The organism is Pseudomonas sp. D4002 (genome assembly GCF_013385665.1).
Lineage (GTDB): Bacteria > Pseudomonadota > Gammaproteobacteria > Pseudomonadales > Pseudomonadaceae > Aquipseudomonas.
This window is the reverse complement of sequence record NZ_JACAPN010000012.1, coordinates 340,413-366,061: the sequence shown is the minus strand read 5'-3', so window position 1 is coordinate 366,061 and position 25,649 is coordinate 340,413. Positions and strand designations below refer to the sequence as shown.

The following is a 25,649-nucleotide window of genomic DNA, read 5'->3' as shown; positions in this document are numbered from 1 at the left end:
TCCATGCGAAGAGGCTTGGCAGAATACCAAGAGTCATCGCCCTGTATCCCGCAAATGCAGCGGATCTGTCTCTATCGCGGCATTCACCTTATAGATACGGTTCATCCATACCTATTCAATGCCGAGAAAACCATGGACCTGACCGCAATCCCCTTTGGCACCACCGACTGGTCGACCCTCGAGCCGGTGATGCATCCCGGCGAAACCGGCAGTGCGTATTGGCGCACTTGCCAGTTCGGTTCAACCCGCGTGCGCATGGTCGAATACAGCGCCGGTTACCTGGCTGATCACTGGTGTTGGCGCGGGCATATCCTGCTGTGCCTGGAAGGTGAGCTGCACACCGAGCTGGAGGATGGCCGGCAGTTCACGCTGACTGCCGGGATGAGTTATCAGGTGGGCAATGACATGGAGGGGCATCGTTCCTCCACTGCCATTGGCGCAAAGTTATTTGTGGTCGATTGACGTTCCATCGCCCTTCAACCCTTGCGATAAACCCCCGCCAACTCCCGCGCCAGCCCAATGAAATTCTGCAACGGCGTCGACGGATTGAACGCGCGCCGCACCAGGGTGATCGGTGCCAGCAACCTTGGCCGTGCATCGCTGATCCGGCAGTACACCACGCTTTCGCGATGCACGTCGCGCATCGACGCCGGCACCACCGAGATGCCTTCGCCGGCGGCCACCAGGCTGACGTTGGTCAGCATGCGCTCCACTTCAAAGGCAATCTTCGGCTCGAAGCCGGCGTTCTGGCAGGCCTTGATCAGGTTGGCGTACATCCCCGGCGCGCCGGGGCGGCGGACCAGGATGAAGCGTTCGTCCTTGAGGTCGGCCATGGTGATTTTTGGCTCGGCGCCCTTGAGCAGCGCATGCCCGACGGGCAGGGTCAGCAGCATTTCTTCGTTGAGCAATCGGTGGAACGTGAGGCTCTGGTGGTCGCCCACCGGTGCGCGGAGGATGCCGATGTCGATGCGTTTTTCGATGGTGTCTTCGGTGACTTCCCGGGCGCTGCCTTCGTTGATCGAGAGCTCCACGCCCGGGTATTGCTCGCGGTAGGCGCGGATGATTCGCGGGATCAGCGGGTGGGCGGCGGCGGAACTGGTGAAGGCAATGACCAACGTGCCTTCGATACCCTGGGCAGCGCGAGCCGCCTTGAGGGAACCTTGCTCGACGCGGGCGAGGATCACTCGCGCTTCATCGAGAAACACCAGCCCGCCGGCAGTCAGGTCGACGCCCTTGGGGTGGCGCTTGAACAGGTCGAATCCCAGCTCTTGTTCGAGGGCACGTATCTGTTGGCTGAGGGGCGGCTGCTGCATGTTCAGGCGAGCGGCGGCGCGGGTGAAATGTCGCTCTTCGGCCACCATGATGAAATAACGTAAATGGCGAAGTTCCATGGTGGTATATCCCGTGACAAGACTTTATTATTTGTGGCCTGAATGCGCCTTGGCGACCAATATGCCGAAAGTGGCCTGATCCGACAATAACAATAAATAAAAAGACCATGGAGCATTGATGTCGACCCGATTTTCGAATAACGCCACCTTGCCTATTTTGATTGCCATTGCTCTTGGCATGGTGTTGGGGCTTTTTTATCCGGGCGTGGCAATCGAGATGAAGCTGCTCAGTGACGCCTTTATAAAAGTGGTCGGGTTACTGATGCCATTTCTGTTGTTTGTGCTGGTGTCGACCGGTGTCGCAGGTATCAAGCGCGAGCCCCACCATCGGCATGTAGTGGGGCGGATCGTGGTGTATTTCCAGCTGATGTCCCTTGCTGCATTGGTGTTGGGAATGTCGACGGGGTGGTTGTTCAGCCTGGATCATACGGCAGTGGCCAACCTGGATTTTGATCATCTGACACCGCCTGCCGCGCCCGAAACGCTGCTGCACGAGCTGTCGATGACCTCGATTTCGTCCAGTCTTTACAAGGTTTTCACCCAAAGCCTGGTGCTCCAGGTGATGCTGGTGGCGGTGCTGTGCGGCCTGCTGCTGGGGCGTGGCGGCCAGGTCGCAAACCGCTGCCTCGGTTGGCTGGAAGCGGCGGTCGCCGGGTTGTTCTGGTTGCTGCGGTTTATCCTGAAGTTCGCACCGCTGGCGGCGTTTGGGGCGATGGCATTTGTGGTGGGAAAGTACGGTTTAAGTTCGGTGCTGCCGCTCTTGAAGTTCATTGTTGTTATTTACCTGGTTTGCGCGGTGTTCGTCATTCTAGTGTTCGCCACGATTACCCGCCTGCTCGGCGTTAAATTGAGTAGGCTAATTGCTTACTTGAAAGAAGAGTTGTTGTTGGTGACGTTCACCGGCTCTTCAGTAGCCGCACTTCCAGGTTGCGTCAGCAAACTTGAGGCGCTGGGCTGTGATCGCCAATTAGTGCGCCTGGTGTTGACCACCGGGTATACGTTCAACTTGGCCGGTACCAATCTTTACCTGACCACTGCCATTATGTTCCTGGCGCACCTCGCCGGGGTGGAGATTGCCGTGCCCGAGTTGCTGGCGGTGCTGGTGATCTGCCTGTTTACCTCGCTGGGGTCTACCAGTGTCGCGGGCTCGGCGCTGTTTACCCTGATTGCTACCTTGAACATCCTGCAACTGGTGCCACTGGAAGGGGTGGGTTTGTTGTTGGGAGTGGAACGGCTGATGAAGTGTCGGTCGTTGACCAATGTGCTGGGCAATTGCGTGGCGTGCCTGGCGATATGCGGGTGGCAGAAGTCGATTGACCATGAGGTGTTGAAGCGGGAACTGAGTCACTGAGCCGAACATGCTTTCCAGACCCAAACGCGGTCAAATGTGGGAGCGGGCTTGCTCGCGAATGCGGTGGGTCAGCCAATAAATCTGCTAACTGATACACCGCCTTCGCGAGCAAGCCCGCTCCCACATTCAGATCGCATTTCAGCCCTTGGCGTTGAGCAACTTGTCGAAGGCCTTGTCCAGGTTGCCTTCAGCACCTTTCAGCTTCTCACGACGCTCCTTCAACCAACTCTGGTCCGCGTCGAGATTCTTGCGCGCTTCCACCAGCATCCGCTTGACCTCTTCCGGCTGCGGCCCACCCGTACCCTTGCGAGTCTTGACCATCGTGGTCGGCGACAGTGCAGCCCGGAAACCGGCCTCATCCAGCGGCAACGTATTCGGCGTCCATTTGTATTTGTCCGCGGCCTGGGTGTACAGCTTCTGCGCGTCCGCATACGCGAAGGTCTTCGGCGTGGTGCCATTGCTGCGCGCCTCGGTGACGATCAACGAGGCGAAGCTGTGGCCAATGCGGAACGGCACCTTGAACTGACGCTCCAGGGTGTCGGCCAACTCCATGGACGTGGTCCATTCCGACTCCAGCTCATCCAGCGCTCGCTGCGGGTTGATCTGCAGCGCATCCAGCACGGCATCCATGCTTTTGAACATGTCATCGGTGGACTGGAACAGCCCCAATGAATCGAACGCAAACTTGTAGTCGGTCATGCCGGTGGTGACGTTATGCGCGCGCAAGGTCACGGTTTGCGCCAGGCCCACCACGTCCGAGGCCGATTCCCGAGTGCGCATCAACAACCCCGGGTTGCGTTTTTGCGGCATCGCACTGCTGGTGTAGGTGGACTCTTCGTCCAGCAGCAACCAGGGGCGGATCTGATGGTACTGGGTATGGATATCGCCAATCATCGCGCCGATGCGGATCGCCGAAGACGCCGCGAGGTTGGCCGCCTCGATCGGGATGTCGTAGGTCGACACCTGGCTCGAATCCAGGGAGTTTTCCCGCACGCCGTCGAACCCCAGCAACTCGGCCAGGCGTTCGCGGTTCAGCGGGTAAGCGGAGTTCGCCAGTACCGCGGTGCCCATCGGGCTCAGGTTGAGGCGAGTGTAGAGTTCACGGATGCGTTGGCCGTCGCGATCAAATGCGGCTTCGAACGCCAGCAGGTAGTGCGCATAGCTGATGGGCATGGCCTGCACGCCGTTGGTGTAGGCGGGCACCAGGGTGTCGATGTTCTTGTCGGCGATGTTCAGGATACGTTGGCGGGTGGCGTTCAGTGCCTCGCTGTAGGCCAGCACCTGGGAGCGCAGTTTGGCCAGGCGGTAGGTGGCGAGCATGTCCTGGCGGCTGCGGCCGGAGTGGATCAGCGACGCTTCCGGACCGATCTTGTCGGTCATGATTTTTTCCAGTTGCAGCACGTCTTCCGGGCGCTTGCCATCGGGCTGGTCGGCCTGGTCGATGGCAAAGCGCACGCCGCCGGCGATCTTGTGGCCCATGTCCGGCTTGACGATGCCTTCTTCGGTGAGCATCACGATCGAGGCTTTGTTGATGCGGTTCAACCAGGCGAACTGGGTTTGGGTCGGGTCGCCCTTGGCCTTGTGGGCGCTTTGCGAGGAGCCCGGCGTGGCGCCGACTTTGGCCGCCTGGGCGGCGCACTCTTCGGTGGTTTTGCAGGGCAACGCGCCGGTGTCGGCGGCGTAGGCGCCGTAACTGCTGAACAGGGCAAAGGCGACGGCCAGGTGGATCAGGCTTTTTCTGCTATTCATGTGCAACGCTCCGGGAAAAATCACAGCAAGGGCAGGGTGTAGCTGACGATAAAGCGGTTCTGGTCGATATCGCTGCCGCTGCCATTGCTGCGATACGTGCCATTGCGCCATTTCACTTCAAGGTTCTTCAGGGCACCGCTCTGGAACACGTAGCCGATATCGGTGTTGCGCTCCCACTCGGTACCTTCCAGGGTTCGGGTACGCACGAAGTTGTCACCCTTGAGGTAGCGGGTCATGAAGGTCAGGCCGGGGATGCCGAGGGCGGCGAAGTCATAGTCGTAGCGGGCCTGCCAGGACTTTTCCTCGGGGTTTGCGAAGTCTGGCGAGATCATCACGTAGTTGACGAGGTAGGAGTCGGTACCGTCCAGGTGGGGGAAGCCGGTGGTGCCTTTCATGCGCTGGTAGGCGGCGCCGAACGAGTGGCCGTGGAGGCTGTAGGTGAACTTGGCACCGAAGGCCTGGTTGTCGATGTTGCTGTTGCCTTCCTTGCTGGAGTCGGCGTAACGCAGGTCGGTCTTGAACGACTGCGCGTCACCCAGTGGCAGGGTATGGACCAGGTTGAAGATGTGTTGCTTGTAGTTGTTCTCGAGGTTGGCGTAGTGGTAGCCGGTGACCAGGGTTTTGGTCCAGCTGTAGCTGGCACTGGCGAAGTCGAATTTATCGCTGGGCACGGCGCCCTTGATGCCTTTGCCGTCGACTTCGATGTCTGCATGGCCGCTGTCGTTACGCAGGGTGTTGCTGGTCAGGCGCCCGGCATCGAAGGTCAGGCCGGCGATGTCCTGGCTGGTCAATTGAGTGCCGCGAAAGGTCTGGGGCAGCAGCCGGCCATCGTTGGGCAGTACGGTCGGCAGCTTGGGGATCAGCGTGCCGAATTTGAGCACGCTTTTGGAGATCCGCGCCTTGGCGGTGGCGCCCATTCGACTGTAGCTGTCCGGTGCGCCATCCTCGCCCACGGGGAGCAGGCCGGTGTTTTGGCGGTCGGGGCTTGAGTCCAGTTTCAAACCCTGCAGGCCGATGGCATCGAGGCCAAAGCCCACCAGGCCTTCGGTGTAACCCGACTGGTAATTGAGGATCAGCCCTTGGGCCCACTCATCGCGCTTGGACTGGCTCGCGTTGGGCTGGCGGTAATCGCTGTTGAAGTAGAAGTTGCGAAATTCGAGGTCGGCCTTGCTGTCTTTGAAAAAGTCAGCTTCGGCAAAGGTTGGGAAGGCGAGGGTCAAACCGAGGGTGGCCGAAGTCAAGCCCAGGGTAATGGGGGATTTGTTCATTGTTATTCCCGTTGTCTGCTGCTTATTTTTAGAATTATCTGGCCGGACGGCGACAGGGAGACGCGTCCGGCTTGCGCAGGCTAACGAGTTGTATTGCAGATTGAAAATATATAGAAAGTGTTGATGCGAGACGAAAAAAGTATGAAGAGGGCGCCCGATTTTTCAGGCCCTGAAGGGCCAATGTGGGAGCGGGCTTGCTCGCGAAAGCGGTGGATCAGTCAATACATCCGGTGACTGTCACACCGCATTCGCGAGCAAGCCCGCTCCCACACAAGCCCCAACATTTTGATCTGCGCTTTAGTGCATTTTGCTGTGATCCATGGTTTCCGTCGCATTCAACGCACGGGCTTGGGCCTTCACTTCGATCGACTGCTTTTCACCCTTGGCATTTTCCACGGTGACGGTCAGCGGCACCTGGTCGCCTTCCTTGATCTGGGCGGTGAGGTCGATCAGCATCACGTGATAGCCATCCGGGTCGAGCTTGACCGCCTTGCCCGCGGGCAATGGCACCGAATCCACCGGGCCCATGCGCATCACGTCGTCCTTCATGGTCATCTCATGGATCTGCACGGTCTTGGCGACCGGCGACGCCACGCTGAGCAGTTTGCTGTCGCTGTCGGCGGTAACGGTCATGAACGCGCCGCTGGACGGCTGGCCCGGTACCGAAGCGCGTACCCAGGCGTCGGTGACCACTGCCTGTGCACTGGCGTGGGCGGCGAGGCCCAGCAGGGAGAGACCGAGGGCGAAGCGCTTGAGGTGTTGAACGGCAGTCATTAGCAGACCTCCATGACGGTGAGCAGGTCTTCTGCGCACTCTTTGGCGTTAAGCGAGGCAGACAAGCCCAGGCGCAGGGTGCCCCGGGTGTCGAACACAAAGCTGGTGGCGGTGTGGGAGAGGGTGTAGCTGTCGCCGGCGGGGATCTTTTCATAAAAGATTCCGAATTCCTTGGCGGCCACGGCGATTTCTTCCGGGGTGCCGTACAGCGCCTGGAAGCTGGGGTCGAAGGCCTTGACGTAGGCGTCGAGTATCTTGGGCGTGTCGCGTTCCGGATCCAGGGTGATAAACACCACCTGCATGATCTTGCCGTCGCGGCCCATCAGTTTTTTCGCCTGGGCCATGCGCGCCAGGGTGGTCGGGCACACGGCCGGGCACTGGGTGAAGCCGAAGAACACCACCGGCATCAAGCCACGGAAAGAGCTCAAGGTGACGGTCTCGCCGTCGGTGTTCTTGAGCTTGAAGGTACGGCCCATGATCTTGTCGCTCAGATCCTTGCCGTACTTGAAGTTCAGTTTCGGGCTGTTGTCACAGCCGGCCAGCAGGCCCAGGCCCAGCAATCCCATGCCGGAGAGGACTTTGCGGCGGGTGAATAACGTACTCATCAACTGTGCATCCTGTGAAGCGCCTGGGTACCACGAAGCGTTAAATCAGGCGAGGAGAGCGTGGCATTCTAACAACCCGGGCCTCTGGGCGTAATCTGCGACGTTCTGTCACAGGCCCTGCCGGGCAAGACCAAATGTGGGAGCTGTCGAGCTTGAGCGAGGCTGCGAAGGGATCGGCTCGGTATTCCTGCAAGACCGTGGCGCCTGCATCGCAGCCTCGCTAAAGCTCGACAGCTCCTACAGGGGGAATGGTAAAGTCGCCGCCATGAAACTCTCCCGCCCGGACCGTTCACTCATTGCCTGGACCCTGTATTTTTGCGTCCTGTTCAATGTGTTCGTCTGCGGTTTGGGCCATGGGCAGATGATGGGGCTTGAGCTCAATGGCCTGGGCGGTCAGTTCTGCTCAAGCCTGGGTACCAAGGCGCCGGCCTCGGATGCCAGCCTGGGCAATCCGACGGCCAGCAGCTGGTCGAACTTCTTCGCCTGCCCGGTGTGCTCCGCCGTGACCCTGGGCATCGTCTTCCTGTTTTGCCTGGCCTGGCTGTTGGGCCTGGGGCAAAAGCCGCGCCCGGCCCATGAGCGGCGCAACAAGGCCCCTCCGCGGTATTCCTGGCCTTCGGCCAACCCTCGCGCTTCCCCTGCATTCTGACGTGTGCCCCGGGCCTCCTGATACCAGGAGGCGTTCTATCGTCACGAGTGTGAGTGCGTTCCATGAGCTCTATCCTGCCTTCCGGCGCTGCCCGTCTGGTCAGCAAGGCGTCGCGCCGTCCGTCCCGCAGCGACGTGTTGCTACCGTCTGTCGAATACCCGAGTAACGCCCGCTGTTTCGTCCACCTGGATGCACGGTTGCTGCCGTACTGGCACACCTTGTTCGACATCTGCCCCGGTTTGCTCAAGCTCGACCCGCCGGAGGGCTTGAACCTGTTTCGCAGCTTCATGACCTGGGCTTACCGCAACCGTCCCTCCCTGGACTGGACCTACCATGTAAACGTGTGCCGTTGGCTGCTCGGTTCGGTGTATCGCACGCAGATCGATGAAGAGCCCATCGAAGCATTCATGACGGCGGCTGCGGCCCGTTGGGTCAGCGATGACACCAGCCAGGTCCGGGGCGTGGTCCTGGCCTGGCAAGGTTCATCCCTGCAAGTGGTGGACTGGAAGCAGGGCAGCGGCGTACCGCTGCAGAACTTGCCGCCGCTGCCCGGAGATTTCGCCTGGTGCGCGCTGGATAGCCAGGGAAGGTTCAGCGGGTGGTTGCCGGTGCCTTGAGGTTCCGCTCGATCCACTGGGCAACAACGGTTACCGGATCTAAAAGTTTGCCTTGTGTAAGTTAAAGCGCTCACCGTATTATCCAAGTGTATTCTTGGTTATATGCCAAGAGCCTGATTTGCCCTACAGCAGACAAGGAGGTTTGGATGAGCGTCGAGCTATGGTTGCCGGGAGTTACCGCAGGGCTGTTCCTTATCACTCAGGCCCTGGGTTTGAGTGTCTGGCTGACCCTCGCCGTGGTCAACAACTTGCAGGCATTTCGCAGCTCGGTCGGTGCGGTGGGCGCGACCATGGCCATGGCGCCACTGCACCAGGCTCCGGCCATCGACATACCCCTGTTAAGGCGCGCTGTGCGTTCCCACCACCTGCATCAATTGGCACTGCTGATTGTGTTGGCGCTGCAGGTGATCGCGGCAGTGGCGGCATGGACCGGCAGCTACCAGTTGGTCCTCGGTGATGGCCTCTCGGCCGCGCGGCCATGGCTCAATCTCGCCCTCAGCGGCTTCTCGGCTTTCGTTTTCGCGATGCTGCTGGGTGGCTTGTGGTTTGGCTACTGGATTCGCCAGGAGGGCTTGCAACTGACGCACTTGGTGCTGGCGATCTGGGCGCTGTTGGCGTTCGCTCTGTTCAACCTGCAATGGGCCTGACTTCGGCCTGAGGCTGCGATGGACTGCGCAGCAATGGTGAGTCCTGAACCGTTGGTGTATCCGGGACACTGCGGCGCGGGAATTACGGTTGCTGCGCAGCCCATCGCAGCCTCTTTCTTACGGGTGGCGGGGCTGGATGCTGTAGGCGCAGCGTCGATCCCCAGAGATCAAATGCTCGCAGCGTTCCACCACATTCTCATCGCCCAGCGCAGCCTGGAAAATCTGCAACTCCGAGCGGCAGAAACCCTGGCATTTGCGGGCGGCCACGCAGATCGGGCAGTGGTTTTCCACCAGTAGCCAGCCTTCGTCCAGCGGCTCCATCTGCGCCATGTACCCGGCGCGCTCACGAATCTGCACCAGGATCGCGACTTTCTCCTGCAAGCTCGATGCGGCGGAGCAGGCCTGGATGTATTCGTGCTTGGCGGTCGCCTCCATGCTGGCGATGACTTTTTCCACGCCTTCACTGCCAAAAATCCCTTCGATGGACTCGATCAGGTGCAAGGTCAGCACGCTATGGGAATCCGGGAATTTGCTCTGGGCGGTCTCGGTCAGGGTCCACTTCAAGGATGGCCGACCGGCACCCGAGATGGGGGCTGATACGCCGACGATCAACTCCGCGACCTGCAACTTCTGGATTTGCTGGCGGGCGGCTTCGGAGGTGATTTCCAGCAGTGCAGCCAGGTCCGTGGTTTTCAGCGGGCCACGGGTCTTGAGCAGGAACAGGATGCGGTCCCCGGTAGATGCCTGGCTGTCGTCGGTGGGTGTGGCGTTCATAGATCGGGAATAACCATGGAAGTGACCGGCTCATTTGACCACAGCACGCATGTTGAGGCACCCCTTGATGCGCCTGAAGGTACGGTTCCAGTTGATTTGTATCGAAAGCATTCTGCTGGCCCATCACGCATTTTTCCCTCGCTACTATCGGCCGCCTGCCCAACCCACGAGGGAAAAGGAATGAGTGAGACCCCCGATAGCCTGAACACACCACCCGAGGGATACAGCGACTGGCTGTCCGATCTCAAGAGTCGAATCCACTGCGCCCAGCAACGCGCCACCCTGGCGGTAAACCGCGAGCTGGTGTTGCTGTATTGGCAAATCGGCCAGGATATTCTGACCCGGCAAGCGCGGCAGGGCTGGGGGACCAAGGTGATTGAGCGGCTGGCGCAGGATTTGCGTTCAGCATTTCCGGAGATGAAGGGTTTTTCGCCGCGTAACCTGAAGTACATGCGTGCATTTGCGGAGGCGTGGCCGGACGTGGAATTTGTGCAAGGGGTGCTTGCACAATTGCCTTGGTATCACCAACTGGCGTTGCTGGACAAGTTGCCCGGCCCAGAAACCCGTCGCTGGTACGCCGCTCAGGCCATCGAACACAACTGGTCGCGCAATGTCCTGGTGATGCAAATCGAGGGTCGCCTGCTGGAGCGCAGCGGCAATGCGGTCAGCAACTTCGAGGGACTGCTGCCCAAAGCCCAATCCGACCTGGCTCGCGAATCACTTAAAGATCCTTACCGTTTCGACTTCCTGGGCCTGTCCCTTGACGCGCAGGAGCGTGAAATCGAAAACGCCCTGGTCAAACATGTCACCGATTTTCTGCTAGAGCTGGGCGCCGGTTTTGCCTTCGTGGGACGGCAGGTGTTGCTGGACGTGGGAGGCGAGGAGTTTTTCGTCGACCTGCTGTTTTATCACCTCAAGCTGAGGTGCTACGTGGTGATCGAACTCAAGGCCGGTAAATTCAAACCCGACCATCTGGGGCAGTTGGGCTTTTACCTCGCGGCGGTAGACGCCCAGCTCAAGCACCCGCAGGACAGCCCCACCATCGGCCTGCTGCTGTGCAAGAGCAAGAACGAAGTAGTGGCCGAATACGCTCTGCGTGACAGCTCCCGTCCTATTGGGGTTGCCGAGTATCAACTGGTGGAATCACTGCCTGCAGAGCTGCAAACCAGCCTGCCGAGCATCGAACAGATTGAGCGAGAGCTGGCAAGTGATCGCCCTTCCATGGCGAGTGCTTCGTAGGACAGTGCCGGCAGGCTGGACATTGGCAATCGCGTCGGCACAATAAGCGCCTTGAAAGGAACTCACCTTAGGAAAGCCATGGCCCGCCGTATTCATTCTGCCTATCCAATGTTGTTGCTCACTGGCGTGCTGATGGGCGCGGGGATGCCTGCCAGTGGCGCGTCCTTTGATTGTAAAAAGGCCTTCACCACGGTGGAAAAGGCCATTTGCGCCAGTCCCGAACTAAGCGAACTCGACAGTACGCTGGGGGTGTATTACAGCCAGGCAATGGCCAAACTGGCACCCGACCAGCGCGACGAATTGCGCCGTGGCCAGCGCACGTGGTTGCAGACTCGCAACGCATGTGCCGGTACCCCCGGACAATTGCCCGGCTGCCTGCAATCCCAACTGAGCCAGAGAGTGGTCGAGGTGGGAACCATCACCCACAAAGACACCGCAGCCCTTGACGCAATCATTGCCAGTATTCCGTACCATCCGGCCCAGGCAGCTGAAGGGCTTCGGCGCTACCCGATGAACGATCTGGCCGCCGCCTGGCTGGTCTACCTGCAGCGTTTTGAACCTGACAGTGGCGTTACGGAGAATGAGGCCGAGGAGAATCGCAAGCAGGTTCTCATAGCACTCAAGGAAGACAGTTTTCCCTGGTCGATCTGGCAGGACCTGCAGAATGATCCTGCTGTCAGCCGTGACCGGGTGATGTTGACCTTGCTGCGCATGATGATCGAGCGCCAACAGTATGAGATGTACGCCGACCAACGCCCGTATGTGCACTGTTTCGTTTTCAGCCGGCAGGGTGAGGTCGCGTATGAGTCGTTCGGGTCGTTGTACGGCTCCACCCGCGACAGCTTTGCGCCGATTTGTGCCCCTCAGGGTGATCTGTTTGCACAGCCGGCGTGGAAGCGGTTGGACGATTCGTTTACCGAGCCTTTGTCCACTGCATCGCAGAACGAAGGCACCATCCGCTTTGCCAGCTACGCCGACTGGAACACGCTTTCCCTCAAGGCCACCGCGTCGCCTCGGCTGTTTCTCCAGCCAGGCGCCGCAGGCAAGACCCAGGATCCTGAATTAACGCTGCGCAACTGGGGCGCTGATAAACAATGGCCCGCCAAGCAACGCCAGCAGGCGCTGGCGGCCATTGAACCGGCGCGCCAAGTCACGAGCGAATGGTTGCAGCGCGAGCGGGGCTTCTCTGCTGTTGATGCCCGGCAAGCGTCCCGGGAAATCGTTCGGCAGTGGTTGAACTTGCGCCTGGACTTTATCGGTGGCCCAAGCGAGCTCTAATTTCTCAACTTCCCGATGCAGGAACGGTTTTCTTGCCGCTCTTGTTGGCGGGATGCTGGGTCGAGGTGCCTTTGTGGCGGATGCTCTTCACGCTTTTTGACGGCGCGGGTGCTTTGGTTTCAGCGCCCTTGTTGCCGCTGCTATCGGCCCCTGAAGGGCTGCTGGGATAGGTGCCGGGTGGCAGCGCCGAACCGGGTGGGCTGTTGCCGCTCAAGGCGGGTGCCTCGGGGGCGGTGTTGTCGCCGAAGGCTGCGTAGGCGGGGGCATACAGAACGAGCGTCAAGCTGGCGGCGAGTACGATCCTTTGGGAAATGCTGGTCTTCATGACTCAATCCCTCTTGGCGATTGGGACCGAAGCCCGGACCACATCCGGGCTTCGGCGACGCCTCAATCAAGACTTCTTGGAGCCTGGGGCGTGGCCATGAGCCCCGCCTTTTTTGCCCGCTTCAGAAGCCTTTGCGCGGTCATTGGCGACATTGCCGCCTGAACCCTGGCCGCCGCTTTTACGCGTGGTTTCTTGCTGATCCTTGTGACCAGCGCCTGAGGTGGTTTTTCCACTGTTAGCCATTTTCAAAACCCTCAATGATGAGCGAATCAATGGTGTTGCCTAATTGGGAATCCTCCAGCCAATTCAAAGTTTGAAATAGTTTCCAGGCATGCGACGAATGGACATCAAGCCGCCATTGGCTTCGCGCCGGGTGCTTTCTTGTGCGCGGCTTTCATCGCTTCCATCTCCGCGCCCAGCTCTTCCAGCAAGGCCTTGCCCAGCAGCTTCCTGGCCTGCGGGAACATCTCGCTTTCTTCTTCCTCGATGTGGTGTTCCAACAGTTCCTTGACGACTTTCACCCGGCCGGAAAACTCGGTGGTGGAGGGCGAAGTCTGCTTCAGGTCCGGAAGGACGAGGGAGTCGACAGTGCGATGTTCTTCCTTGGCCTCGTGATACATGATTTCCTGATCCTTGCCGCCGGCCTTGCGAAAAGCCGGGTAGAGGATTTCTTCCTCAAGGCGGGTGTGGAGGCTGATTTCCATTTCCAGCTTGGCCAGGAGCTCAGTGCGCTTCTTTACGCCGCGCTCGGTTGATTCACTGAGTTGATTCAGGATGGCTTTGACGCGTTCGTGGTCGGCCTTGAGAAGATCAATGGCATTCATGGGTGACACCTCACGGGTAGCGAAAGGGCGGGTCGAATTGCCCGCCTGTGCAGACCTCTACAGCATGAGTTGTACCAAGTTGAACAAAATATTTATCTGCTTATAAAACAATAGGTTATGTGTGATAAAAAGCGGCTCTGGTCGTGCAGGTTGCACGGTCGAGTGGTGGCTTGCATGCATTAAACAATGCCTAGCCGCCGCTGACTTTCCAGTGCTTGATGTCGTCGGCAAACACGATCTGCTCGACCTCATGGGCAATCCCGTAGGCCAGTGACTCGTGGGCGGCGATGACTTTTTCCTCGGCCGAGAGGCACTTGAAAATATCCAGGTGGGTTTCGGCGCTGGCGGTTTCCAGTTCGTAGATTTTCACGTAGCGCGCCAGGTCGTTGTCCAGGCTCGACAGGTATTCCCGCAGGCGCTGGTGGTCTACCGAGTTCTGGTTGAAATACCAGTTCATCGGATGGATCAGGAAGCGCGAGTGTGGCGTGGTGATCCGGCGGTTTGCCGCCAGGAACATGATGATGCCCATGGACTCGATATTGCCCGCATTGATCGCACACAGCGGCACCGGCAGGGACTTGAGGAAGGTGTAGAGGGTAAAACCGAAATTGGTGCTGCCGCCGGTGGTCGACAGGTTCAACAGCAACGAACTGGCGCCTTGCTCGATCGCGTCCAGGCAGCAATCACGAAAGCGCTCGGTAGTGCCCTGATCGATCTGGCAGTGAAAGTGGATGATGTGCTCGGTCATCCCGGGCCTCCGAGGGGTAAAAGGTAGTGTCCATTTGAGTCTAGAAGGTTACGGCCCGTGTGCCGCAACCGTTGGGCGAGAGCCATCCGTTGCAATTTTAATGAACCCTCGGGCGCGTTGCTTGACCTAACGCATACGACCTCAGGAGGATGAATCATGCAAATCGAATATGTCTGGATTGGCTTGGCGGTGATTCTGGTGCTGCTGGAACTGTGGGCGATCAACAGCGTTCTGCGCAGTGGCAGTGGCTGGGAGACCAAGGGTTTATGGCTGGTGGTACTGATCTTCATGCCGCTGTTGGGGCTGATCCTCTGGGCGCTGTTTGGACCCAAGGGTGTGAACCGGGCGACACATGCCACTGAGCATGGCAAAGGCTAAGACAGAATCGAAAAAAACAGGCGCCCGAGGGCGCCTGTTTGCATTGGCGGGCGTCAGGCCGCCAGTGTCTTGGCAATGGCCTCGTTGAACGCCGGCAAATCGTCGGGCGTGCGCGAGGTTATCAGGGTCCAGCCATTGGCCGGGCATTCCTTCACCTGCGTATCCACCCAGTTTGCTGCGCCGGCATTGACCAGGTCAGTGCGCACGCTTTTGTAGGAGGTGAGGGTCTTGCCGCCGATCACGCCGGCATCAATCAGGGCCCAAGGGCCATGGCAGATGGCGGCTACGGTTTTCCCGGCCTTGACGAAGTCGTTGATCAGCCGCAGTGCATCGGCGTCCTGGCGCAGGGTGTCGGCATTGACGGTGCCCCCGGGGATGACCAGTGCATCGAAGTCACTGCCGTGCAGGTCCGAGAGCTTGGCGTCGGACTCTACCGTCCTGTCTTTCTCGGTGTCCTTGAGAAAGGTCTGGGTGCTGCCACCTTTGCTGGAACCGTGGGTCACCGTGGCGCCGAAACCACGCAGGGCTTCCAGCGGCTTGAGCAACTCGTCGCGCTCGATACCGGTGTTGGAGGTGATGATCAGAATCTTCTTGCCGTGCAGTTGCGAACTCATGGTCGAGTGTCTCCTGAGTGGGTCAATGATTAATTGGCGTGCTGGGACTGCAACTCCTTGGCCATCTTCAGATGGGTTTCGAGAGTCGGCAGGGTCTTCTCGGCAAAAGCCTTCAGTTCGGCGTTATCCGAGGAGGCGGCTTCTTTTTTGAACAGGGCCACGGTGTCTTCGTGGGCCTTTACCTGGTTGTCGGCGTAAGCCTTGTCAAAGGACTCTTCACGGATTTCCAGGATCATTTTCTTGGCCTTGTCGGTGAGGCTGGCATCGTCGGGCACCTTGATGTCGAGCTTCGTCGCCAGGGCCGTCAGCTCCTGGTTGGCCTTGGTGTGGTCGGTGATCATGTGCTGGGCAAACGCCTTGATATCAGCGGCACCGCTCTTTTCCAGCGCCAGTTTGCCGGCTTCTACTTCGGTGATGCCGCCCTGGGCCGCGGCCTCAACGAAGTCATTGGAAGTGGCGGCCATGGCCACACCCATCGAGCCCGCGGCCAGCGCGAAGGTCAGTCCCATTTGTTTCATCAGCAAGTGCTTCATGATGCTTCTCCTGAAGAGTGGCGCGATGCCGTTACCTGACTGTTGAGGGGGGGCAGCGCAAAAGGTTTAAATTAATTTGCCCCATTTTTCGGCGCGTACACCCGAGGCAATTTCCTTGAACTATCGAAAAGCCTTGGGCTCTGCTGCATAACGGCTCCGCGCTGGAGCCTGACCTTTGAACCGCAGGAGAATCCCCATGGGCACTGAAAAAACCGCCGACAAAACCCCTGATGCGATCAGCTCTGAACAGGCGCAGAAAGGTCGCCAGGCTGCCGACCAGGACAGCTCTTTACAGCGTCCCAATCCCAAGACAGAAACCATCGATAAGGTGATCACGCCGACGTCCATCAAGGACACACAACGGCAAACCGAGCAGATCAACGAGCAAGCCGCCAAGGCCGAGCGCAAGCTGGGTCGGTGAAGAACGGAGGCATTCATGGGGCGATCCATCAGCGCCGGGGAACTGGGTATTGAGCTCAAGCCCGGTGATGACAACGCACTGTTCAAGTGGTTTGTCGCCAGCTTCCTGATGGGCAAGCGCATTCAGGCGCAGATCGCGGCGCAGGCCTATCAGGTGATTGTGGTGAAGCATGGCCGGGACACCCCGCGCAAACTGCAACACTGCACCTCTCGCGAACTGGTGGCCATGCTTGGTGAGGCGCATTACGTGCGTTACGACGAAAGCACCGCGCAACGCTTGCTCGACCTCAGCAGCAAGTTGAATGCGGAGTACGCGGGCAAGATCAGCCATCTCCACGATGCCAGTGCCGACCGTGGGGAGTTTGAAAAACGCTTGAATGCGTTCGAGGGCGTCGGGCCGAAGACGGTGGAGATTTTCATGAGGGATGCGGCGTCGGTGTTGTTCTGATGCCGATTTTTCTCGGTTGTGCCGGTTGGAGCCTGCCTCGTGAGCAATGGCCACGGTTTCCCCGACAGGGCACTCATCTGCAACGTTATGCCGCGTGCTTGAATGCGGTTGAAATCAACAGCTCCTTCTACCGCCCCCATCGCCCGCAGACCTACGCACGATGGGCGCAGTCAGTGCCGTCGGGCTTTGGTTTTTCGGTCAAGGTGCCACGGCACATCACCCATGAATTACGTCTGCGTGACTGCGATACGGCATTGGATGAGTTCCTTGCACAGTGCCTGCAATTGGGCGACCGCCTGGGCTGCCTGCTGGTGCAATTGCCGCCTTCTTTAAGCTACGACCCGATCATTGCCGGCGGCTTTTTCACAGCCTTGCGTCAACGCTTCCCTGGTCCTGTGGTGCTTGAACCGCGGCACGCCAGTTGGGCGCAGGCCGACGGGCTATTGCGGGATTACCAGATAGGACGGGTCGCCGCCGACCCGCCGGTGATCGCTGATGGGGATGCACCGAAAGGCTGGCAAGGTGTGCGTTATTGGCGCCTGCATGGTTCGCCGCGTATCTATCACAGCGCTTACGAAACCGAGCGTTTGTGCGCGCTGGCCGAGGTATTGAGAGCCTCCCTGGAGGAGGGCATTCCGACCTGGTGTATTTTCGATAATACGGCCAGCGGTCATGCGCTGGTCGATGCGCTTGCCCTTCAAGCGATGCTTGCCCCTCAGGCATCCACTTGCATCACCTCCAGCCCCAGGCATTCATAAGCCTCGACACTGCCCGGCGGCACGTGCCACTCGGTAATCAGGGTATGAATGCGGCTGCACGGTGCCACTACGAATGGCTCCACGGCGCCCAGTTTGTCGGCCAGGGTGACGGCCACCACGTGGGAGGCGCTGTCGAGCATAGCCTGTTTTACCGCCACTTCCTCGAAGTGCAACGAGCTGATGCCGACCTGTGGATGCAGTGCGCACACACCCGTGAACAGCAGGTCGGCCTTGATGCCCTGGATCAGCCGCAATGCTTCATGCCCGCTGGCGGCCATGGTCACCGGGTTGAGTTGGCCACCGGCAAGGATCACCGTCACATTGGGATGTTCGGACAACGCGATGGCAATCATCGGTGAGTGCGTGACGGCGGTCAGCTTGATGGAATGCGGTAGTGACTGGGCGATTTGCAGGGTGGTGGTACCGGAGTCGAACAGCACGATCTGGCCGTCCTCCACGCGATCGGCGGCGAGTTGCGCCAGGTGGCGTTTGGTCGCGGTGGTTTCGCCAAACCGGGTGAAGAAATCCTTGCCGGTGTCCTTGGGCCGTGGCAGCGCACCTCCATGCACGCGTTGCAGCAGACCGGCGGAGGCGAGTTCGCCAAGGTCGCGGCGAATGGTGTCCTGGGAAACAGCGAAATGTTCCACCAGTTCCGAGGCGGTGACCTTGCCGTCGCGCTCCAGCAGCAACAGGATTTTCTGTTTGCGCAGGGAGGGCAGGTCGACGGCGGCATGGGTGTTATGCATATTTTTGCTCGTTAATGCGTGTTTGTGCGAGATTAATCAGCATTCGGCGGAAACGCAATGGGTGGCTGTGTCCCTCCGACGCCCTGTCGAATGTGCTGAAAATCATGACCAAACCACACAGGATCATGAACGTGCTCGGTACCCAGTGCCGTGGTTTCGGTCGCGGGCTGATGCAGGAGTTTTAGCTGCCGCCAAGCTTTCCAACAGGGCATTACTGAGCAAAAAAATCGTAAAAAAGTAAAAAGAGTTGTCCACGAAAACCGTGGGTATCTCTGTGGATAACTTCGCTTGAGCCCGGCGGGTATGGCGATTTAACCTGCGGTTAATATTTGATCAGTCACTGTTTATGGCCAGTATGGGCAGGCTTTGCGCCTTGACAGGCACCGGCGAAACCGGTGCCGAAATGCAGATTTACGAGTCGTTTGGGCGCCCGGTGGAGGGCCCGGCAACCTGAGTGGCGCGCTTCGATTGCATCAGGCTGTCCAACGCCTGGCGATAACTGCTGCCGGCCAGTCGCATGCTGTCGTTATGAGTGGCACCGGGTACCAGCAACAGGTGTTTCGGCTGTTGGGCGGCGTCAAACAGTTGCTGGCTGAAGCGCGGTGGCACGAAGGCATCGGCGAGCCCGTGAACCACCAGCAGCGGCATGTGGATATCAGCGATCTTGTCAATGGAATCGAACTTCTGCGACAGCAGCCAGCGCACCGGCAATGACGTATTGGCTACTGCCGTGGCCACATCTGCCAGGGAGGTAAAGGTGGACTCGATGACCAGTCCGCGCACTGGCGGCGGCACCTGATTGTCCGCTGCCTGCTTGCCCAGTTCCACCGCGAGGTCGATGGCCACCGCGCCACCCAGGGAGTGCCCGTAGATGAGGCGCTTGGCAGGATCGGGTTGCAGCACCTGGAAGCGTTCCCAGGCAATGCGCGCGTCTTCGTACACGCTGGTTTCCGACGGCAGGTCGCCTCGACTCTGGCCGAAGCCGCGGTAGTCGATGGCCAGTACGGAAAAGCCCAGGGCCCGTAGCTGTTCGATGCGAAACAGTTGGCCAGTGAGGTTCCAGCGCACGCCGTGCAGGTAGAGAATTGCCGGCGCGTCCTTCTGTGCCGCTGGCCACCACCAGCCATGAATATTCTGCCCTGCCTTGAAACTCGCGGGTTTCAGGTCGAATTCCTGCACATCACGCGGCAACCCGCTGTACCAGCTGGCAGTGCCTGGCTCCACGCGAAACAGCAACTCGCGTTCCTTGTGTTGCAGCACGGCGCAACCCACGGGCAGGCCGATGATCAGGGCCGCCATGCATAGCAAGGGAAACCAGCGCAGGCCGAGACGGGACAGAAAACGTGAAGACATGAAGGTTCCAGGACACAGGCGAAGCACGGGTTTTAACAGATGCCCTGGCCGCGCAGGAAATATTCAGACGGTCGTCACCGGACATTGCTTGCAAAGTATTACATCGCCTCGTCCAGCAGAGAAAAGAAGTGCCCGGCCAAGGGGGAAGAATGGCTGGTGTTCCAGTTGAGGTAGAGCCCGATGCTGGAGGACGCGGCGGTGAGGGGCACAAACGCCACCTTGTCACGGGGCATCGAACGGGCAATGGACTGCGGCACCAGCGCCACACCAAACCCGCACGCCACCAGGCCAATCAGGGTGGGTAATTGATCGGCTTCCTGGACCACCCTTGGAGAGAAGCCCGCGGCCTCGCATAAAGCGATCAACTGGTGGTGATAGCCACTGCCCAATGCCTGGGGCGTGAACACAAAATCGGCGCCGGCAAAGTCCTTCAGCTCGATAGCGGCGTCATCCGCATTCGGATGGTCTGCGGGCAGCGCCAGCAGGATCGGTTCATCCAGCAGCAGCCGGGATTCGATGTTATCTGCCTGGCCTGGCAGGTAGCGCAAAAAAGCGATATCGGTATCACCACTCAACAAGGCCTTGGCCTGGTTGGCAGAGGGCATTTCCTTGATCACCAACTGAACCCTGGGGAACGCCAGGCGAAACTGCCTGAGGGTATCCAGCAACCACGGATAGCCGGTGATCGACACCGAGGTGATGGTGAGCGTGCCGGCGGTTCCCTGGGACACCTGCCGGGCTTGCTCAATGCCTTGCTGCAATTGCCCGAGGACGGTGTAGGCCGTCTGAAGAAACGCCGCCCCGGCTGGCAGCAGCTTCACGCCACGACGGTCACGCTGCAGCAGGGCAAACCCCAACTTTGCCTCCAGGCGATTGATCGCCTGGCTCAACGCTGGCTGCGCCATATGCAGGCGCTCCGCGGCCTGGTGAAAGTGCAGCGCTTCGGCAACGGCAACGAACTGGCGCAACAGGCGGGTTTCGATCATCTGGGCTGTTCCTTCAGGTAGATGGCGGTGTGGGGCTTGATACGACGCAGGTATCAATATCGCTGTTTTTCAGTATTAAACAGGACGGCCACGGGTTGTTAGGGTGGAGTGCCTATCAGGAGAACGCGACGATGGACTTTACAGGTAAAACCGCAATCGTGACCGGTGCCGCCCGTGGCTTGGGGTTCAGCTATGCGCGCGAGTTGGCGCGACTCGGCGCGCAGGTGGTAATCAGTGATATCGGTGCCGACACCCTCGGCGATGGGGCTGATCCCCAGGTGGTACAGGCGGCCGCGCTGGCGCTGCAGGGTGAAGGCCTGCGGGTGGTTGGCCACGCGGGTGACCTGTCCGGCGAAGCGGGGTGTCGAGCGCTGATCGAGTGCGCCATCACGCATTTCGGGCAGCTCGATATCCTGATCCACAATGCTGGCTGGGTCGGCTATCAGCCCATCGAGGCCGCCGACGAGGCTTTCATCCGACGGGCCATGGACGTCAATGTCTATGCACCGATCTGGCTGTGCAAACACGCGTGGCAGCACCTCACGCGATCTGCCGCACCCCGCATTGTGCTGACCACCTCCGACCGTGCGATGTACACGCGCTACGTCCAGCCCGGCCTGGCGGCCTACAGCGCGGGGAAGATGGCGCAACTGGGGATCATGAATGCCTTGAGCGGGGAAGGGGCGGAGGCCGGGATCCTGGTCAATGCCATCTCACCCGTGGCCAAGACCCGCATGTGGGGCGTGACCGGCGAGCCGCACAACCTCAAGCCGGAATGGGTCACGCCTGGGGTGATCTTCCTGGCTTCGGCAGCGTGCCAGGACAGCGGCTATATCCTGCGTGCCAGCAACGGTCAGTTCACCGCCACGCGGTTCGCTGAAAATCCGGGGGGCGAGTATCCGGTTGACCTGGCGCGGGTCAACGCCTCGGACGCTGCGCAAGTCGCCGCGTCATGGCAAGCCATCAAGGACTGTTGACGGTCACGCCAGGTAAAGCGTCAGGCCCTGAGCTTCGTAGGGTTGCAGCAGGGCACGCGGCGTACTGGCCAATGCGACGATCGCGCTGACGTGTGCCAGCTCCACCACCTGGTAGGGCGACGCGGTGTTGAGCTTTTCCGAGGTGGCCAGCACGATGGTTTCTGCGGCCGCGTGACACAACGCGCGCTTGACCACTGCCTCTTCATAATCGCCGGTAGACAGGCCGGCATTCGGGTGCACGCTGCACACCCCCATGAAATACAGGTCGGCATTGACCCGGCCGATGGCCTCCAGCGTGGCCGCCCCCACCCCCACCAGTGAGTGGCGAAACAGCCGCCCGCCGAGCATGATCACTTCAATCTGCGGATGATCCACCAGGGCCATGGCAATCGACGGACTGTGGGTGACCACGGTGGCATTCAGGTCCGCCGGCAAGTGATGGGCCAGTTGCAGGCACGTGGTACCGCCATCGATAAACACCACTTGGCCGGGCTGCACAAGTTGTGCAGCCGTCCGGCCAATGGCGATTTTTTCCTCGGGTACCAAGTGTTCCCGTACCGAAAAATCAGCCATCGCGGGGGATGCCGGCAAGGCGCCGCCGTGCACCCGCAGCAGCAAACCTTCCTTGGCCATTTCCCGCAGGTCACGCCGAATCGTGTCCTCGGAAACCTCCAGTGCCTGGCTCAACTCCTTGGCAATCAGCCGGCCGTCGCGGCGCAGCGTATCCAGCAGGTGTTGTTTACGTTGTTGGGTCAGCATCGGAAGCTTCCTGCACGTTTTTTCTTGACTGTGCACGATTTTGCACGACATGCTGAATAACACAAGACAAAAAGGTCCTGCCATGGAAAACAGTCCCGTCCGCATCCACGCCGAAGAACTGCTCTCGGATAATTGGTATGTGCTGAAAAAGTACACCTTTGACCTGCGCCGCCGCGACGGCAGTTGGCAGTCCCAGACCCGGGAGATCTATGACCGGGGCAATGGCGCGACGATCCTGCTGTACAACCGCGAGCGGCGCACGGTGTTGCTGATTCGCCAGTTCCGCATGCCTACCTACGTTAACGGCTACCACGGTTACCTGATCGAGTCTGCCGCCGGCCTGCTGGACAACGCCAGCCCCGAGGAACGCATTCGCCTGGAGGCGGAAGAAGAGACGGGCTACCGTGTGGGCCATGTAGAAAAGATCTATTCGGCCTTCATGAGCCCGGGCTCGGTGACCGAGCGCATTCACTTTTTCATCGGCGAATATCAGCCTGGCGACCGAGTCAGTGATGGCGGCGGGCTGGAGGATGAAGGTGAGGATATCGAAGTGCTGGAGTTGGGATTCGAGGAGGCCCTGGGTATGGTGGACAGTGCCGAGATCGTCGACGGCAAGACCATCATGTTGTTGCAGTACCTTGAATTGCGGATGTTGAAAGAGGGCTGGTGATGTCGCGTCGGTTATCGCTTGCGCTGGCGGTATTGCTGGCGGGATGCAGTGGTGTGAGCGCTGCGCAAACACCCGTCGGTGATGGTGGTGTTCCCGCGTTCTATACCTGGGCGGACAAGGTGCCCGCGTCACCCGGGCGGATGCTGCGCAGCGAGCCGTTGACCGAACAGCAAAGCCTGGCCGAGGCGGGGCAGAATATTCGCATCCTGTACACGTCCACCGACGGTCTCGATACCCATAAACGGATTGTCGTTTCCGGTGCGCTGTTCCTGCCCAAGGGCACACCGCCACCGGGTGGCTGGCCGCTGATGGCGTGGGCCCACGGCACTGTGGGGAGTGCCGATATCTGCGCGCCGTCGTTCGCCGGTCCCAGCCCTCGGGATACGCGCTATCTCAATTATTGGCTGGCTCAGGGCTACGCGATTGTCGCTACCGATTACCAGGGGCTTGGGACGCCTGGCCTGCATCCGTATGGGCTGACCAGTCCGCTGGCCTATGGGGTGCTCGACAGCATTCGCGCGGTAGGGGCGGGTGGTTTCGAACTGTCCAAACGTGTGGTGGTGTTTGGGCAGTCACAGGGTGGCCGTGCTGCGTTTGCCACGGCGGTCTATGCGAAAGACTATGCGCCCGAGTTGGATATCGTGGGGGTGGTGGCGACCGGTACGCCTTACGCGGCCACCCATAAAACGGGAGGCAGTGCCGAGTTGGAAAAGGCCCGCAGTTCGGTGGTGCCGACCTTTGCCTATAACTTGCTGCGGCTGAGTACTGTCACGTTGTTTGATCCTGGGTTTGTGGCTGCGGATTACTTGAGCGAGCGTGCAGTGCCTGCGTTTGAGAGCAGCCGGCGGGATTGTTTGCATGCCATTGAGCAGCGGGTGATGGCTGATGGGCTCAGCTTCAATGACAGTTTCAAGCGGTCGCCGAAAGAGGCGCTCGACAAGGTTTATCGTGAGTCGGCGTATCCGACATTGAAGACGGATATTCCGGTTTTTGTCGGTACGGGGGGGCGGGATCAGGATGTGTTTGTGCCGGGGCAAAAGGCGCTGGTCAGGGATGCGTGCAAGGTCGGGGACCGGATTGAATGGCATTTTTATCCTGAGCTGGATCACTCCGCTACGGTCAATGGTTCGCTCGTGGACTCGACGCCGTTTGTGCGTAAGGCGTTTGCGGGGGAGGTGATTGGTGGGAATTGTGGGGGGTAGTTTTTTGGGGGGGTATATCCGTTATTCAGGTAACGGCGACTTATGGTTTCGCTCTTACAGCGAGTCACTTTGCAAAAGCCGGAATGCCGGCCCAGCCCAAAGTAAGTAAAGGGAGCTGCCTCCGCCGCTTTATGTGGGAGCGGGCTTGCTCGCGAAAAACCTGAAAGCGCCACGTTGAATCAGGATACCCACGTCATCGTTAACGACCTTCGCGAGCAAGCCCGCTCCCACATTTGGACCGTGTCCGCCTTTGATTTTGCGGTTGCTTCACCCCACTCAAGCCGGCTGGTAGGCCGCTGTGAGAGCGCAACCCGATAGCGGCCATAACCGCAGCAACGGATATGCCCCCAACCCCATCACCCCAATTTCACATTCATGATAATCCGCGCGGTAAACACCAATTTCCCCTCCGCATCCAGCATCTCCACCGGCACCACTTTGTCACCCGCCGTTTGCCAGTCGATACCTTCGCCATTGGCCGTCGCCGTCACGCTGCTCTTGGCCTTGGCCAGATACTCCACCGACATCCCCTTGGGAATCCACCGCGCACCCGCCGGCACGGAAACGTCCGTCATGGTACCCGCCGCCAACTCCGCCGCGTTGCACATGGCAATGGCATGCACCGTTCCCAGGTGGTTGGTGATGGCCTTGCTGAACGGCACTTCCACCGAGGCAAACCCCGGACGCAACTGGGTCATCAACGGATTGATGGTGCTGAAGTAGGGCGCCATCTGGCACGCCAGTTTGCTGAACGCTTCGGGGCCAACGCTGTTGAACATGCTCAGGGCCTGACTCATGGTGCTGTCTCGCTGATTAAATGAATTTTACGGAATATTGTTCCGTTACAGAATAATGTTCTGTAACGGAACAGTATTCTGCCCATGGGAAATCTGTCAAGCTGCCCGGGCTTGTTCTTCTTCACTGACTGAGTTCCTGTTCAGCATGCAAACCCCGGATCTGCTTCAGCGTTGCTTCCCTGGCCGAAGGGCCGAATTGAAGCGCGATATCTTCAAGGCAGCCCTGGACCTGTTCAACGAGCAGGGCCTTGAAGCCACCACCATCGAGATGATCCGCGCGCGCTGCGATACCAGCGTCGGCGCCATTTATCATCACTTCGGCAACAAGGAAGGCCTGGTCGCCGCGCTGTTTTTTACCGCGCTGGAGGATCAGGCCGAATTGCGTGGGCGCTACCTTGAATCGGCCAAAACGGCGAAGGAGGGGGTGTACGCACTGGTCCACAGCTATGTCGATTGGGTGGACAGCGAACCGCAGTGGGCGCGCTTTCAGTACCACGCGCATTTCGCGGTGACCAAGGGCCCGTTCGCCGCTGAATTGGAAAGCCGCAATCAGGCGCGCAACGCGATGCTGAAGGAGTGGATGGTGCTGCCTGGACGGGGTGATCAGCTCAGCCAGGTGCCCGCCGAACTCTTGCCATCACTGATCATCGGCCAGGCCGACAGCTACTGCCGTGCCTGGCTGGCCGGGCGCTCGGCCAGCAGCCCTCGGGTGTACCGGGAAACCCTGGCCGAGGCAGCGTGGCGCTCGGTGGGCGGCGCTTAGGGCGTC

General features: G+C 59.7%; 31 protein-coding genes. 15 read left to right on the top strand and 16 right to left on the bottom strand.

Going from position 1 to position 25,649, the window contains the following annotated elements; genetic code table 11:
• The first annotated feature begins 132 nt into the window (after nt 1-132).
• The gene (locus HX824_RS06630) at nt 133-462 is read left to right on the top strand and encodes a DHCW motif cupin fold protein (RefSeq protein ID WP_087692424.1); all 330 of its coding nucleotides are present in this window, start codon (nt 133-135) and stop codon (nt 460-462) included.
• Nucleotides 463-476: 14 nt separating this feature from the next.
• Here HX824_RS06630 and HX824_RS06625 read toward each other — a convergent pair whose 3' ends face one another.
• A complete protein-coding gene (locus HX824_RS06625; protein ID WP_003207349.1) occupies nt 477-1,391 on the bottom strand; it encodes a LysR family transcriptional regulator in 915 nt (304 codons plus the stop codon).
• A 118-nt stretch (nt 1,392-1,509) separates the two neighbouring features.
• On the opposite strand from HX824_RS06625, the gene HX824_RS06620 reads away from it, so the two are divergent.
• Nucleotides 1,510-2,742, top strand: a complete 1,233-nt coding sequence (locus HX824_RS06620; RefSeq protein WP_177054340.1) for a cation:dicarboxylate symporter family transporter — start codon at nt 1,510-1,512, stop codon at nt 2,740-2,742.
• 138 nt (nt 2,743-2,880) lie between these two features.
• Here HX824_RS06620 and HX824_RS06615 read toward each other — a convergent pair whose 3' ends face one another.
• From HX824_RS06615 to HX824_RS06600, 4 genes are all read right to left on the bottom strand, one after another.
• Complete coding sequence (locus tag HX824_RS06615) at nt 2,881-4,491, bottom strand: argininosuccinate lyase (RefSeq protein WP_003207353.1); 1,611 nt, start codon at nt 4,489-4,491, stop codon at nt 2,881-2,883.
• A gap of 20 nt (nt 4,492-4,511) precedes the next feature.
• Nucleotides 4,512-5,759, bottom strand: a complete 1,248-nt coding sequence (locus HX824_RS06610; protein ID WP_008435327.1) for an OprD family porin — start codon at nt 5,757-5,759, stop codon at nt 4,512-4,514.
• 297 nt (nt 5,760-6,056) lie between these two features.
• On the bottom strand, nt 6,057-6,533 hold the full coding sequence (locus tag HX824_RS06605) for a copper chaperone PCu(A)C (protein ID WP_003207356.1): 477 nt from the start codon (nt 6,531-6,533) through the stop codon (nt 6,057-6,059).
• Nucleotides 6,533-7,138, bottom strand: coding sequence for an SCO family protein (locus HX824_RS06600; RefSeq protein ID WP_003207358.1), 606 nt, complete (start codon nt 7,136-7,138; stop codon nt 6,533-6,535). Before HX824_RS06600 ends, HX824_RS06605 begins: the two co-directional genes overlap by 1 nt.
• Before the next feature lie 265 nt (nt 7,139-7,403).
• Here HX824_RS06600 and HX824_RS06595 point away from each other — a divergent pair, with 265 nt between their 5' ends.
• From HX824_RS06595 to HX824_RS06585, 3 genes are all read left to right on the top strand, one after another.
• Nucleotides 7,404-7,787 carry a DUF2946 domain-containing protein gene (locus tag HX824_RS06595; protein ID WP_177054339.1) on the top strand — a complete coding sequence of 128 codons (384 nt, stop codon included), beginning with the start codon at nt 7,404-7,406 and terminating at the stop codon, nt 7,785-7,787.
• A gap of 62 nt (nt 7,788-7,849) precedes the next feature.
• The gene (locus tag HX824_RS06590) at nt 7,850-8,404 is read left to right on the top strand and encodes a putative natural product biosynthesis protein (protein WP_177054338.1); all 555 of its coding nucleotides are present in this window, start codon (nt 7,850-7,852) and stop codon (nt 8,402-8,404) included.
• Nucleotides 8,405-8,550: 146 nt separating this feature from the next.
• On the top strand, nt 8,551-9,051 hold the full coding sequence (locus tag HX824_RS06585; RefSeq protein ID WP_102606270.1) for a DUF2165 family protein: 501 nt from the start codon (nt 8,551-8,553) through the stop codon (nt 9,049-9,051).
• A gap of 117 nt (nt 9,052-9,168) precedes the next feature.
• On the opposite strand, the gene HX824_RS06580 is transcribed toward HX824_RS06585, so the two are convergent.
• Complete coding sequence (locus tag HX824_RS06580) at nt 9,169-9,825, bottom strand: metalloregulator ArsR/SmtB family transcription factor (protein ID WP_177054337.1); 657 nt, start codon at nt 9,823-9,825, stop codon at nt 9,169-9,171.
• A 180-nt stretch (nt 9,826-10,005) separates the two neighbouring features.
• On the opposite strand from HX824_RS06580, the gene HX824_RS06575 reads away from it, so the two are divergent.
• Together HX824_RS06575 and HX824_RS06570 are read left to right on the top strand one after the other, a co-directional pair.
• A complete protein-coding gene (locus HX824_RS06575; RefSeq protein WP_177054336.1) occupies nt 10,006-11,064 on the top strand; it encodes a YhcG family protein in 1,059 nt (352 codons plus the stop codon).
• A gap of 78 nt (nt 11,065-11,142) precedes the next feature.
• Entirely contained in the window at nt 11,143-12,342 is a 1,200-nt protein-coding gene (locus HX824_RS06570; RefSeq protein ID WP_177054335.1) for a lysozyme inhibitor LprI family protein, read from the top strand.
• 4 nt (nt 12,343-12,346) lie between these two features.
• Here HX824_RS06570 and HX824_RS06565 read toward each other — a convergent pair whose 3' ends face one another.
• The 3 genes from HX824_RS06565 to HX824_RS06555 all read right to left on the bottom strand — a co-directional run bounded on the left by HX824_RS06565 (nt 12,347) and on the right by HX824_RS06555 (nt 14,239).
• The gene (locus HX824_RS06565; protein ID WP_102606266.1) at nt 12,347-12,667 is read right to left on the bottom strand and encodes a hypothetical protein; all 321 of its coding nucleotides are present in this window, start codon (nt 12,665-12,667) and stop codon (nt 12,347-12,349) included.
• Nucleotides 12,668-13,014: 347 nt separating this feature from the next.
• On the bottom strand, nt 13,015-13,491 hold the full coding sequence (locus tag HX824_RS06560; RefSeq protein WP_008435010.1) for a hemerythrin domain-containing protein: 477 nt from the start codon (nt 13,489-13,491) through the stop codon (nt 13,015-13,017).
• A gap of 190 nt (nt 13,492-13,681) precedes the next feature.
• The gene (locus tag HX824_RS06555; protein WP_102368860.1) at nt 13,682-14,239 is read right to left on the bottom strand and encodes an ATP-dependent Clp protease proteolytic subunit; all 558 of its coding nucleotides are present in this window, start codon (nt 14,237-14,239) and stop codon (nt 13,682-13,684) included.
• 156 nt (nt 14,240-14,395) lie between these two features.
• Here HX824_RS06555 and HX824_RS06550 point away from each other — a divergent pair, with 156 nt between their 5' ends.
• Nucleotides 14,396-14,617: a PLD nuclease N-terminal domain-containing protein gene (locus tag HX824_RS06550; protein WP_003207401.1), complete on the top strand. Its 222-nt coding sequence runs from the start codon at nt 14,396-14,398 to the stop codon at nt 14,615-14,617.
• Between the two features lie 53 nt (nt 14,618-14,670).
• Here the strand turns inward: HX824_RS06550 and HX824_RS06545 are convergent, their stop codons facing one another.
• Nucleotides 14,671-15,231: a type 1 glutamine amidotransferase domain-containing protein gene (locus HX824_RS06545; RefSeq protein WP_003207402.1), complete on the bottom strand. Its 561-nt coding sequence runs from the start codon at nt 15,229-15,231 to the stop codon at nt 14,671-14,673.
• Between the two features lie 29 nt (nt 15,232-15,260).
• A complete protein-coding gene (locus tag HX824_RS06540; protein ID WP_008435012.1) occupies nt 15,261-15,764 on the bottom strand; it encodes a DUF4142 domain-containing protein in 504 nt (167 codons plus the stop codon).
• A 196-nt stretch (nt 15,765-15,960) separates the two neighbouring features.
• Here HX824_RS06540 and HX824_RS06535 point away from each other — a divergent pair, with 196 nt between their 5' ends.
• Genes HX824_RS06535 through HX824_RS06525 form a run of 3 tightly spaced genes read left to right on the top strand, consistent with a single transcriptional unit; the run spans nt 15,961 to nt 17,390 of the window.
• Nucleotides 15,961-16,185, top strand: a complete 225-nt coding sequence (locus HX824_RS06535) for a hypothetical protein (RefSeq protein ID WP_102368862.1) — start codon at nt 15,961-15,963, stop codon at nt 16,183-16,185.
• A 15-nt stretch (nt 16,186-16,200) separates the two neighbouring features.
• Complete coding sequence (locus HX824_RS06530) at nt 16,201-16,632, top strand: DNA methylase (protein WP_177054334.1); 432 nt, start codon at nt 16,201-16,203, stop codon at nt 16,630-16,632.
• On the top strand, nt 16,632-17,390 hold the full coding sequence (locus HX824_RS06525; protein WP_177054333.1) for a DUF72 domain-containing protein: 759 nt from the start codon (nt 16,632-16,634) through the stop codon (nt 17,388-17,390). Before HX824_RS06530 ends, HX824_RS06525 begins: the two co-directional genes overlap by 1 nt.
• Here the strand turns inward: HX824_RS06525 and HX824_RS06520 are convergent.
• From HX824_RS06520 to HX824_RS06510, 3 genes are all read right to left on the bottom strand, one after another.
• Nucleotides 17,348-18,136, bottom strand: a complete 789-nt coding sequence (locus HX824_RS06520; RefSeq protein ID WP_093197648.1) for a DeoR/GlpR family DNA-binding transcription regulator — start codon at nt 18,134-18,136, stop codon at nt 17,348-17,350. The genes HX824_RS06525 and HX824_RS06520 overlap by 43 nt on opposite strands.
• Nucleotides 18,137-18,547: 411 nt before the next feature.
• Complete coding sequence (locus tag HX824_RS06515) at nt 18,548-19,489, bottom strand: alpha/beta hydrolase (RefSeq protein ID WP_177008586.1); 942 nt, start codon at nt 19,487-19,489, stop codon at nt 18,548-18,550.
• Nucleotides 19,490-19,587: 98 nt separating this feature from the next.
• Entirely contained in the window at nt 19,588-20,475 is an 888-nt protein-coding gene (locus HX824_RS06510; protein WP_177049676.1) for a LysR family transcriptional regulator, read from the bottom strand.
• A 131-nt stretch (nt 20,476-20,606) separates the two neighbouring features.
• On the opposite strand from HX824_RS06510, the gene HX824_RS06505 reads away from it, so the two are divergent.
• Nucleotides 20,607-21,452 carry an SDR family NAD(P)-dependent oxidoreductase gene (locus tag HX824_RS06505; protein WP_177054332.1) on the top strand — a complete coding sequence of 282 codons (846 nt, stop codon included), beginning with the start codon at nt 20,607-20,609 and terminating at the stop codon, nt 21,450-21,452.
• 3 nt (nt 21,453-21,455) lie between these two features.
• On the opposite strand, the gene HX824_RS06500 is transcribed toward HX824_RS06505, so the two are convergent.
• Nucleotides 21,456-22,211: a DeoR/GlpR family DNA-binding transcription regulator gene (locus HX824_RS06500; protein ID WP_003207418.1), complete on the bottom strand. Its 756-nt coding sequence runs from the start codon at nt 22,209-22,211 to the stop codon at nt 21,456-21,458.
• An 82-nt stretch (nt 22,212-22,293) separates the two neighbouring features.
• Here HX824_RS06500 and nudK point away from each other — a divergent pair, with 82 nt between their 5' ends.
• Together nudK and HX824_RS06490 are read left to right on the top strand one after the other, a co-directional pair.
• Nucleotides 22,294-22,881, top strand: coding sequence for a GDP-mannose pyrophosphatase NudK (gene nudK, locus HX824_RS06495; RefSeq protein WP_003207421.1), 588 nt, complete (start codon nt 22,294-22,296; stop codon nt 22,879-22,881).
• Nucleotides 22,881-24,083, top strand: coding sequence for a lipase family protein (locus HX824_RS06490; RefSeq protein ID WP_177054331.1), 1,203 nt, complete (start codon nt 22,881-22,883; stop codon nt 24,081-24,083). The genes nudK and HX824_RS06490 overlap by 1 nt, the downstream gene beginning before the upstream one ends.
• A 356-nt stretch (nt 24,084-24,439) precedes the next feature.
• Here the strand turns inward: HX824_RS06490 and HX824_RS06485 are convergent, their stop codons facing one another.
• A complete protein-coding gene (locus HX824_RS06485) occupies nt 24,440-24,880 on the bottom strand; it encodes a hotdog fold domain-containing protein (RefSeq protein WP_134326400.1) in 441 nt (146 codons plus the stop codon).
• Nucleotides 24,881-25,025: 145 nt separating this feature from the next.
• On the opposite strand from HX824_RS06485, the gene HX824_RS06480 reads away from it, so the two are divergent.
• The gene (locus HX824_RS06480; RefSeq protein WP_087692405.1) at nt 25,026-25,643 is read left to right on the top strand and encodes a TetR/AcrR family transcriptional regulator; all 618 of its coding nucleotides are present in this window, start codon (nt 25,026-25,028) and stop codon (nt 25,641-25,643) included.
• Nucleotides 25,644-25,649: the final 6 nt, after the last annotated feature.

Excerpts from the sequence above, each read along its gene's own strand:
- HX824_RS06630 (WP_087692424.1), top strand. The coding sequence starts at position 133 with ATGGACCTGACCGCAATCCCCTTTGGCACCACCGACTGGTCGACCCTC.
- HX824_RS06625 (WP_003207349.1), bottom strand. The coding sequence starts at position 1,391 with ATGGAACTTCGCCATTTACGTTATTTCATCATGGTGGCCGAAGAGCGA.
- HX824_RS06620 (WP_177054340.1), top strand. The coding sequence starts at position 1,510 with ATGTCGACCCGATTTTCGAATAACGCCACCTTGCCTATTTTGATTGCC.
- HX824_RS06615 (WP_003207353.1), bottom strand. The coding sequence starts at position 4,491 with ATGAATAGCAGAAAAAGCCTGATCCACCTGGCCGTCGCCTTTGCCCTG.
- HX824_RS06610 (WP_008435327.1), bottom strand. The coding sequence starts at position 5,759 with ATGAACAAATCCCCCATTACCCTGGGCTTGACTTCGGCCACCCTCGGT.
- HX824_RS06605 (WP_003207356.1), bottom strand. The coding sequence starts at position 6,533 with ATGACTGCCGTTCAACACCTCAAGCGCTTCGCCCTCGGTCTCTCCCTG.
- HX824_RS06600 (WP_003207358.1), bottom strand. The coding sequence starts at position 7,138 with ATGAGTACGTTATTCACCCGCCGCAAAGTCCTCTCCGGCATGGGATTG.
- HX824_RS06595 (WP_177054339.1), top strand. The coding sequence starts at position 7,404 with ATGAAACTCTCCCGCCCGGACCGTTCACTCATTGCCTGGACCCTGTAT.
- HX824_RS06590 (WP_177054338.1), top strand. The coding sequence starts at position 7,850 with ATGAGCTCTATCCTGCCTTCCGGCGCTGCCCGTCTGGTCAGCAAGGCG.
- HX824_RS06585 (WP_102606270.1), top strand. The coding sequence starts at position 8,551 with ATGAGCGTCGAGCTATGGTTGCCGGGAGTTACCGCAGGGCTGTTCCTT.
- HX824_RS06580 (WP_177054337.1), bottom strand. The coding sequence starts at position 9,825 with ATGAACGCCACACCCACCGACGACAGCCAGGCATCTACCGGGGACCGC.
- HX824_RS06575 (WP_177054336.1), top strand. The coding sequence starts at position 10,006 with ATGAGTGAGACCCCCGATAGCCTGAACACACCACCCGAGGGATACAGC.
- HX824_RS06570 (WP_177054335.1), top strand. The coding sequence starts at position 11,143 with ATGGCCCGCCGTATTCATTCTGCCTATCCAATGTTGTTGCTCACTGGC.
- HX824_RS06565 (WP_102606266.1), bottom strand. The coding sequence starts at position 12,667 with ATGAAGACCAGCATTTCCCAAAGGATCGTACTCGCCGCCAGCTTGACG.
- HX824_RS06560 (WP_008435010.1), bottom strand. The coding sequence starts at position 13,491 with ATGAATGCCATTGATCTTCTCAAGGCCGACCACGAACGCGTCAAAGCC.
- HX824_RS06555 (WP_102368860.1), bottom strand. The coding sequence starts at position 14,239 with ATGACCGAGCACATCATCCACTTTCACTGCCAGATCGATCAGGGCACT.
- HX824_RS06550 (WP_003207401.1), top strand. The coding sequence starts at position 14,396 with ATGCAAATCGAATATGTCTGGATTGGCTTGGCGGTGATTCTGGTGCTG.
- HX824_RS06545 (WP_003207402.1), bottom strand. The coding sequence starts at position 15,231 with ATGAGTTCGCAACTGCACGGCAAGAAGATTCTGATCATCACCTCCAAC.
- HX824_RS06540 (WP_008435012.1), bottom strand. The coding sequence starts at position 15,764 with ATGAAGCACTTGCTGATGAAACAAATGGGACTGACCTTCGCGCTGGCC.
- HX824_RS06535 (WP_102368862.1), top strand. The coding sequence starts at position 15,961 with ATGGGCACTGAAAAAACCGCCGACAAAACCCCTGATGCGATCAGCTCT.
- HX824_RS06530 (WP_177054334.1), top strand. The coding sequence starts at position 16,201 with ATGGGGCGATCCATCAGCGCCGGGGAACTGGGTATTGAGCTCAAGCCC.
- HX824_RS06525 (WP_177054333.1), top strand. The coding sequence starts at position 16,632 with ATGCCGATTTTTCTCGGTTGTGCCGGTTGGAGCCTGCCTCGTGAGCAA.
- HX824_RS06520 (WP_093197648.1), bottom strand. The coding sequence starts at position 18,136 with ATGCATAACACCCATGCCGCCGTCGACCTGCCCTCCCTGCGCAAACAG.
- HX824_RS06515 (WP_177008586.1), bottom strand. The coding sequence starts at position 19,489 with ATGTCTTCACGTTTTCTGTCCCGTCTCGGCCTGCGCTGGTTTCCCTTG.
- HX824_RS06510 (WP_177049676.1), bottom strand. The coding sequence starts at position 20,475 with ATGATCGAAACCCGCCTGTTGCGCCAGTTCGTTGCCGTTGCCGAAGCG.
- HX824_RS06505 (WP_177054332.1), top strand. The coding sequence starts at position 20,607 with ATGGACTTTACAGGTAAAACCGCAATCGTGACCGGTGCCGCCCGTGGC.
- HX824_RS06500 (WP_003207418.1), bottom strand. The coding sequence starts at position 22,211 with ATGCTGACCCAACAACGTAAACAACACCTGCTGGATACGCTGCGCCGC.
- nudK (WP_003207421.1), top strand. The coding sequence starts at position 22,294 with ATGGAAAACAGTCCCGTCCGCATCCACGCCGAAGAACTGCTCTCGGAT.
- HX824_RS06490 (WP_177054331.1), top strand. The coding sequence starts at position 22,881 with ATGTCGCGTCGGTTATCGCTTGCGCTGGCGGTATTGCTGGCGGGATGC.
- HX824_RS06485 (WP_134326400.1), bottom strand. The coding sequence starts at position 24,880 with ATGAGTCAGGCCCTGAGCATGTTCAACAGCGTTGGCCCCGAAGCGTTC.
- HX824_RS06480 (WP_087692405.1), top strand. The coding sequence starts at position 25,026 with ATGCAAACCCCGGATCTGCTTCAGCGTTGCTTCCCTGGCCGAAGGGCC.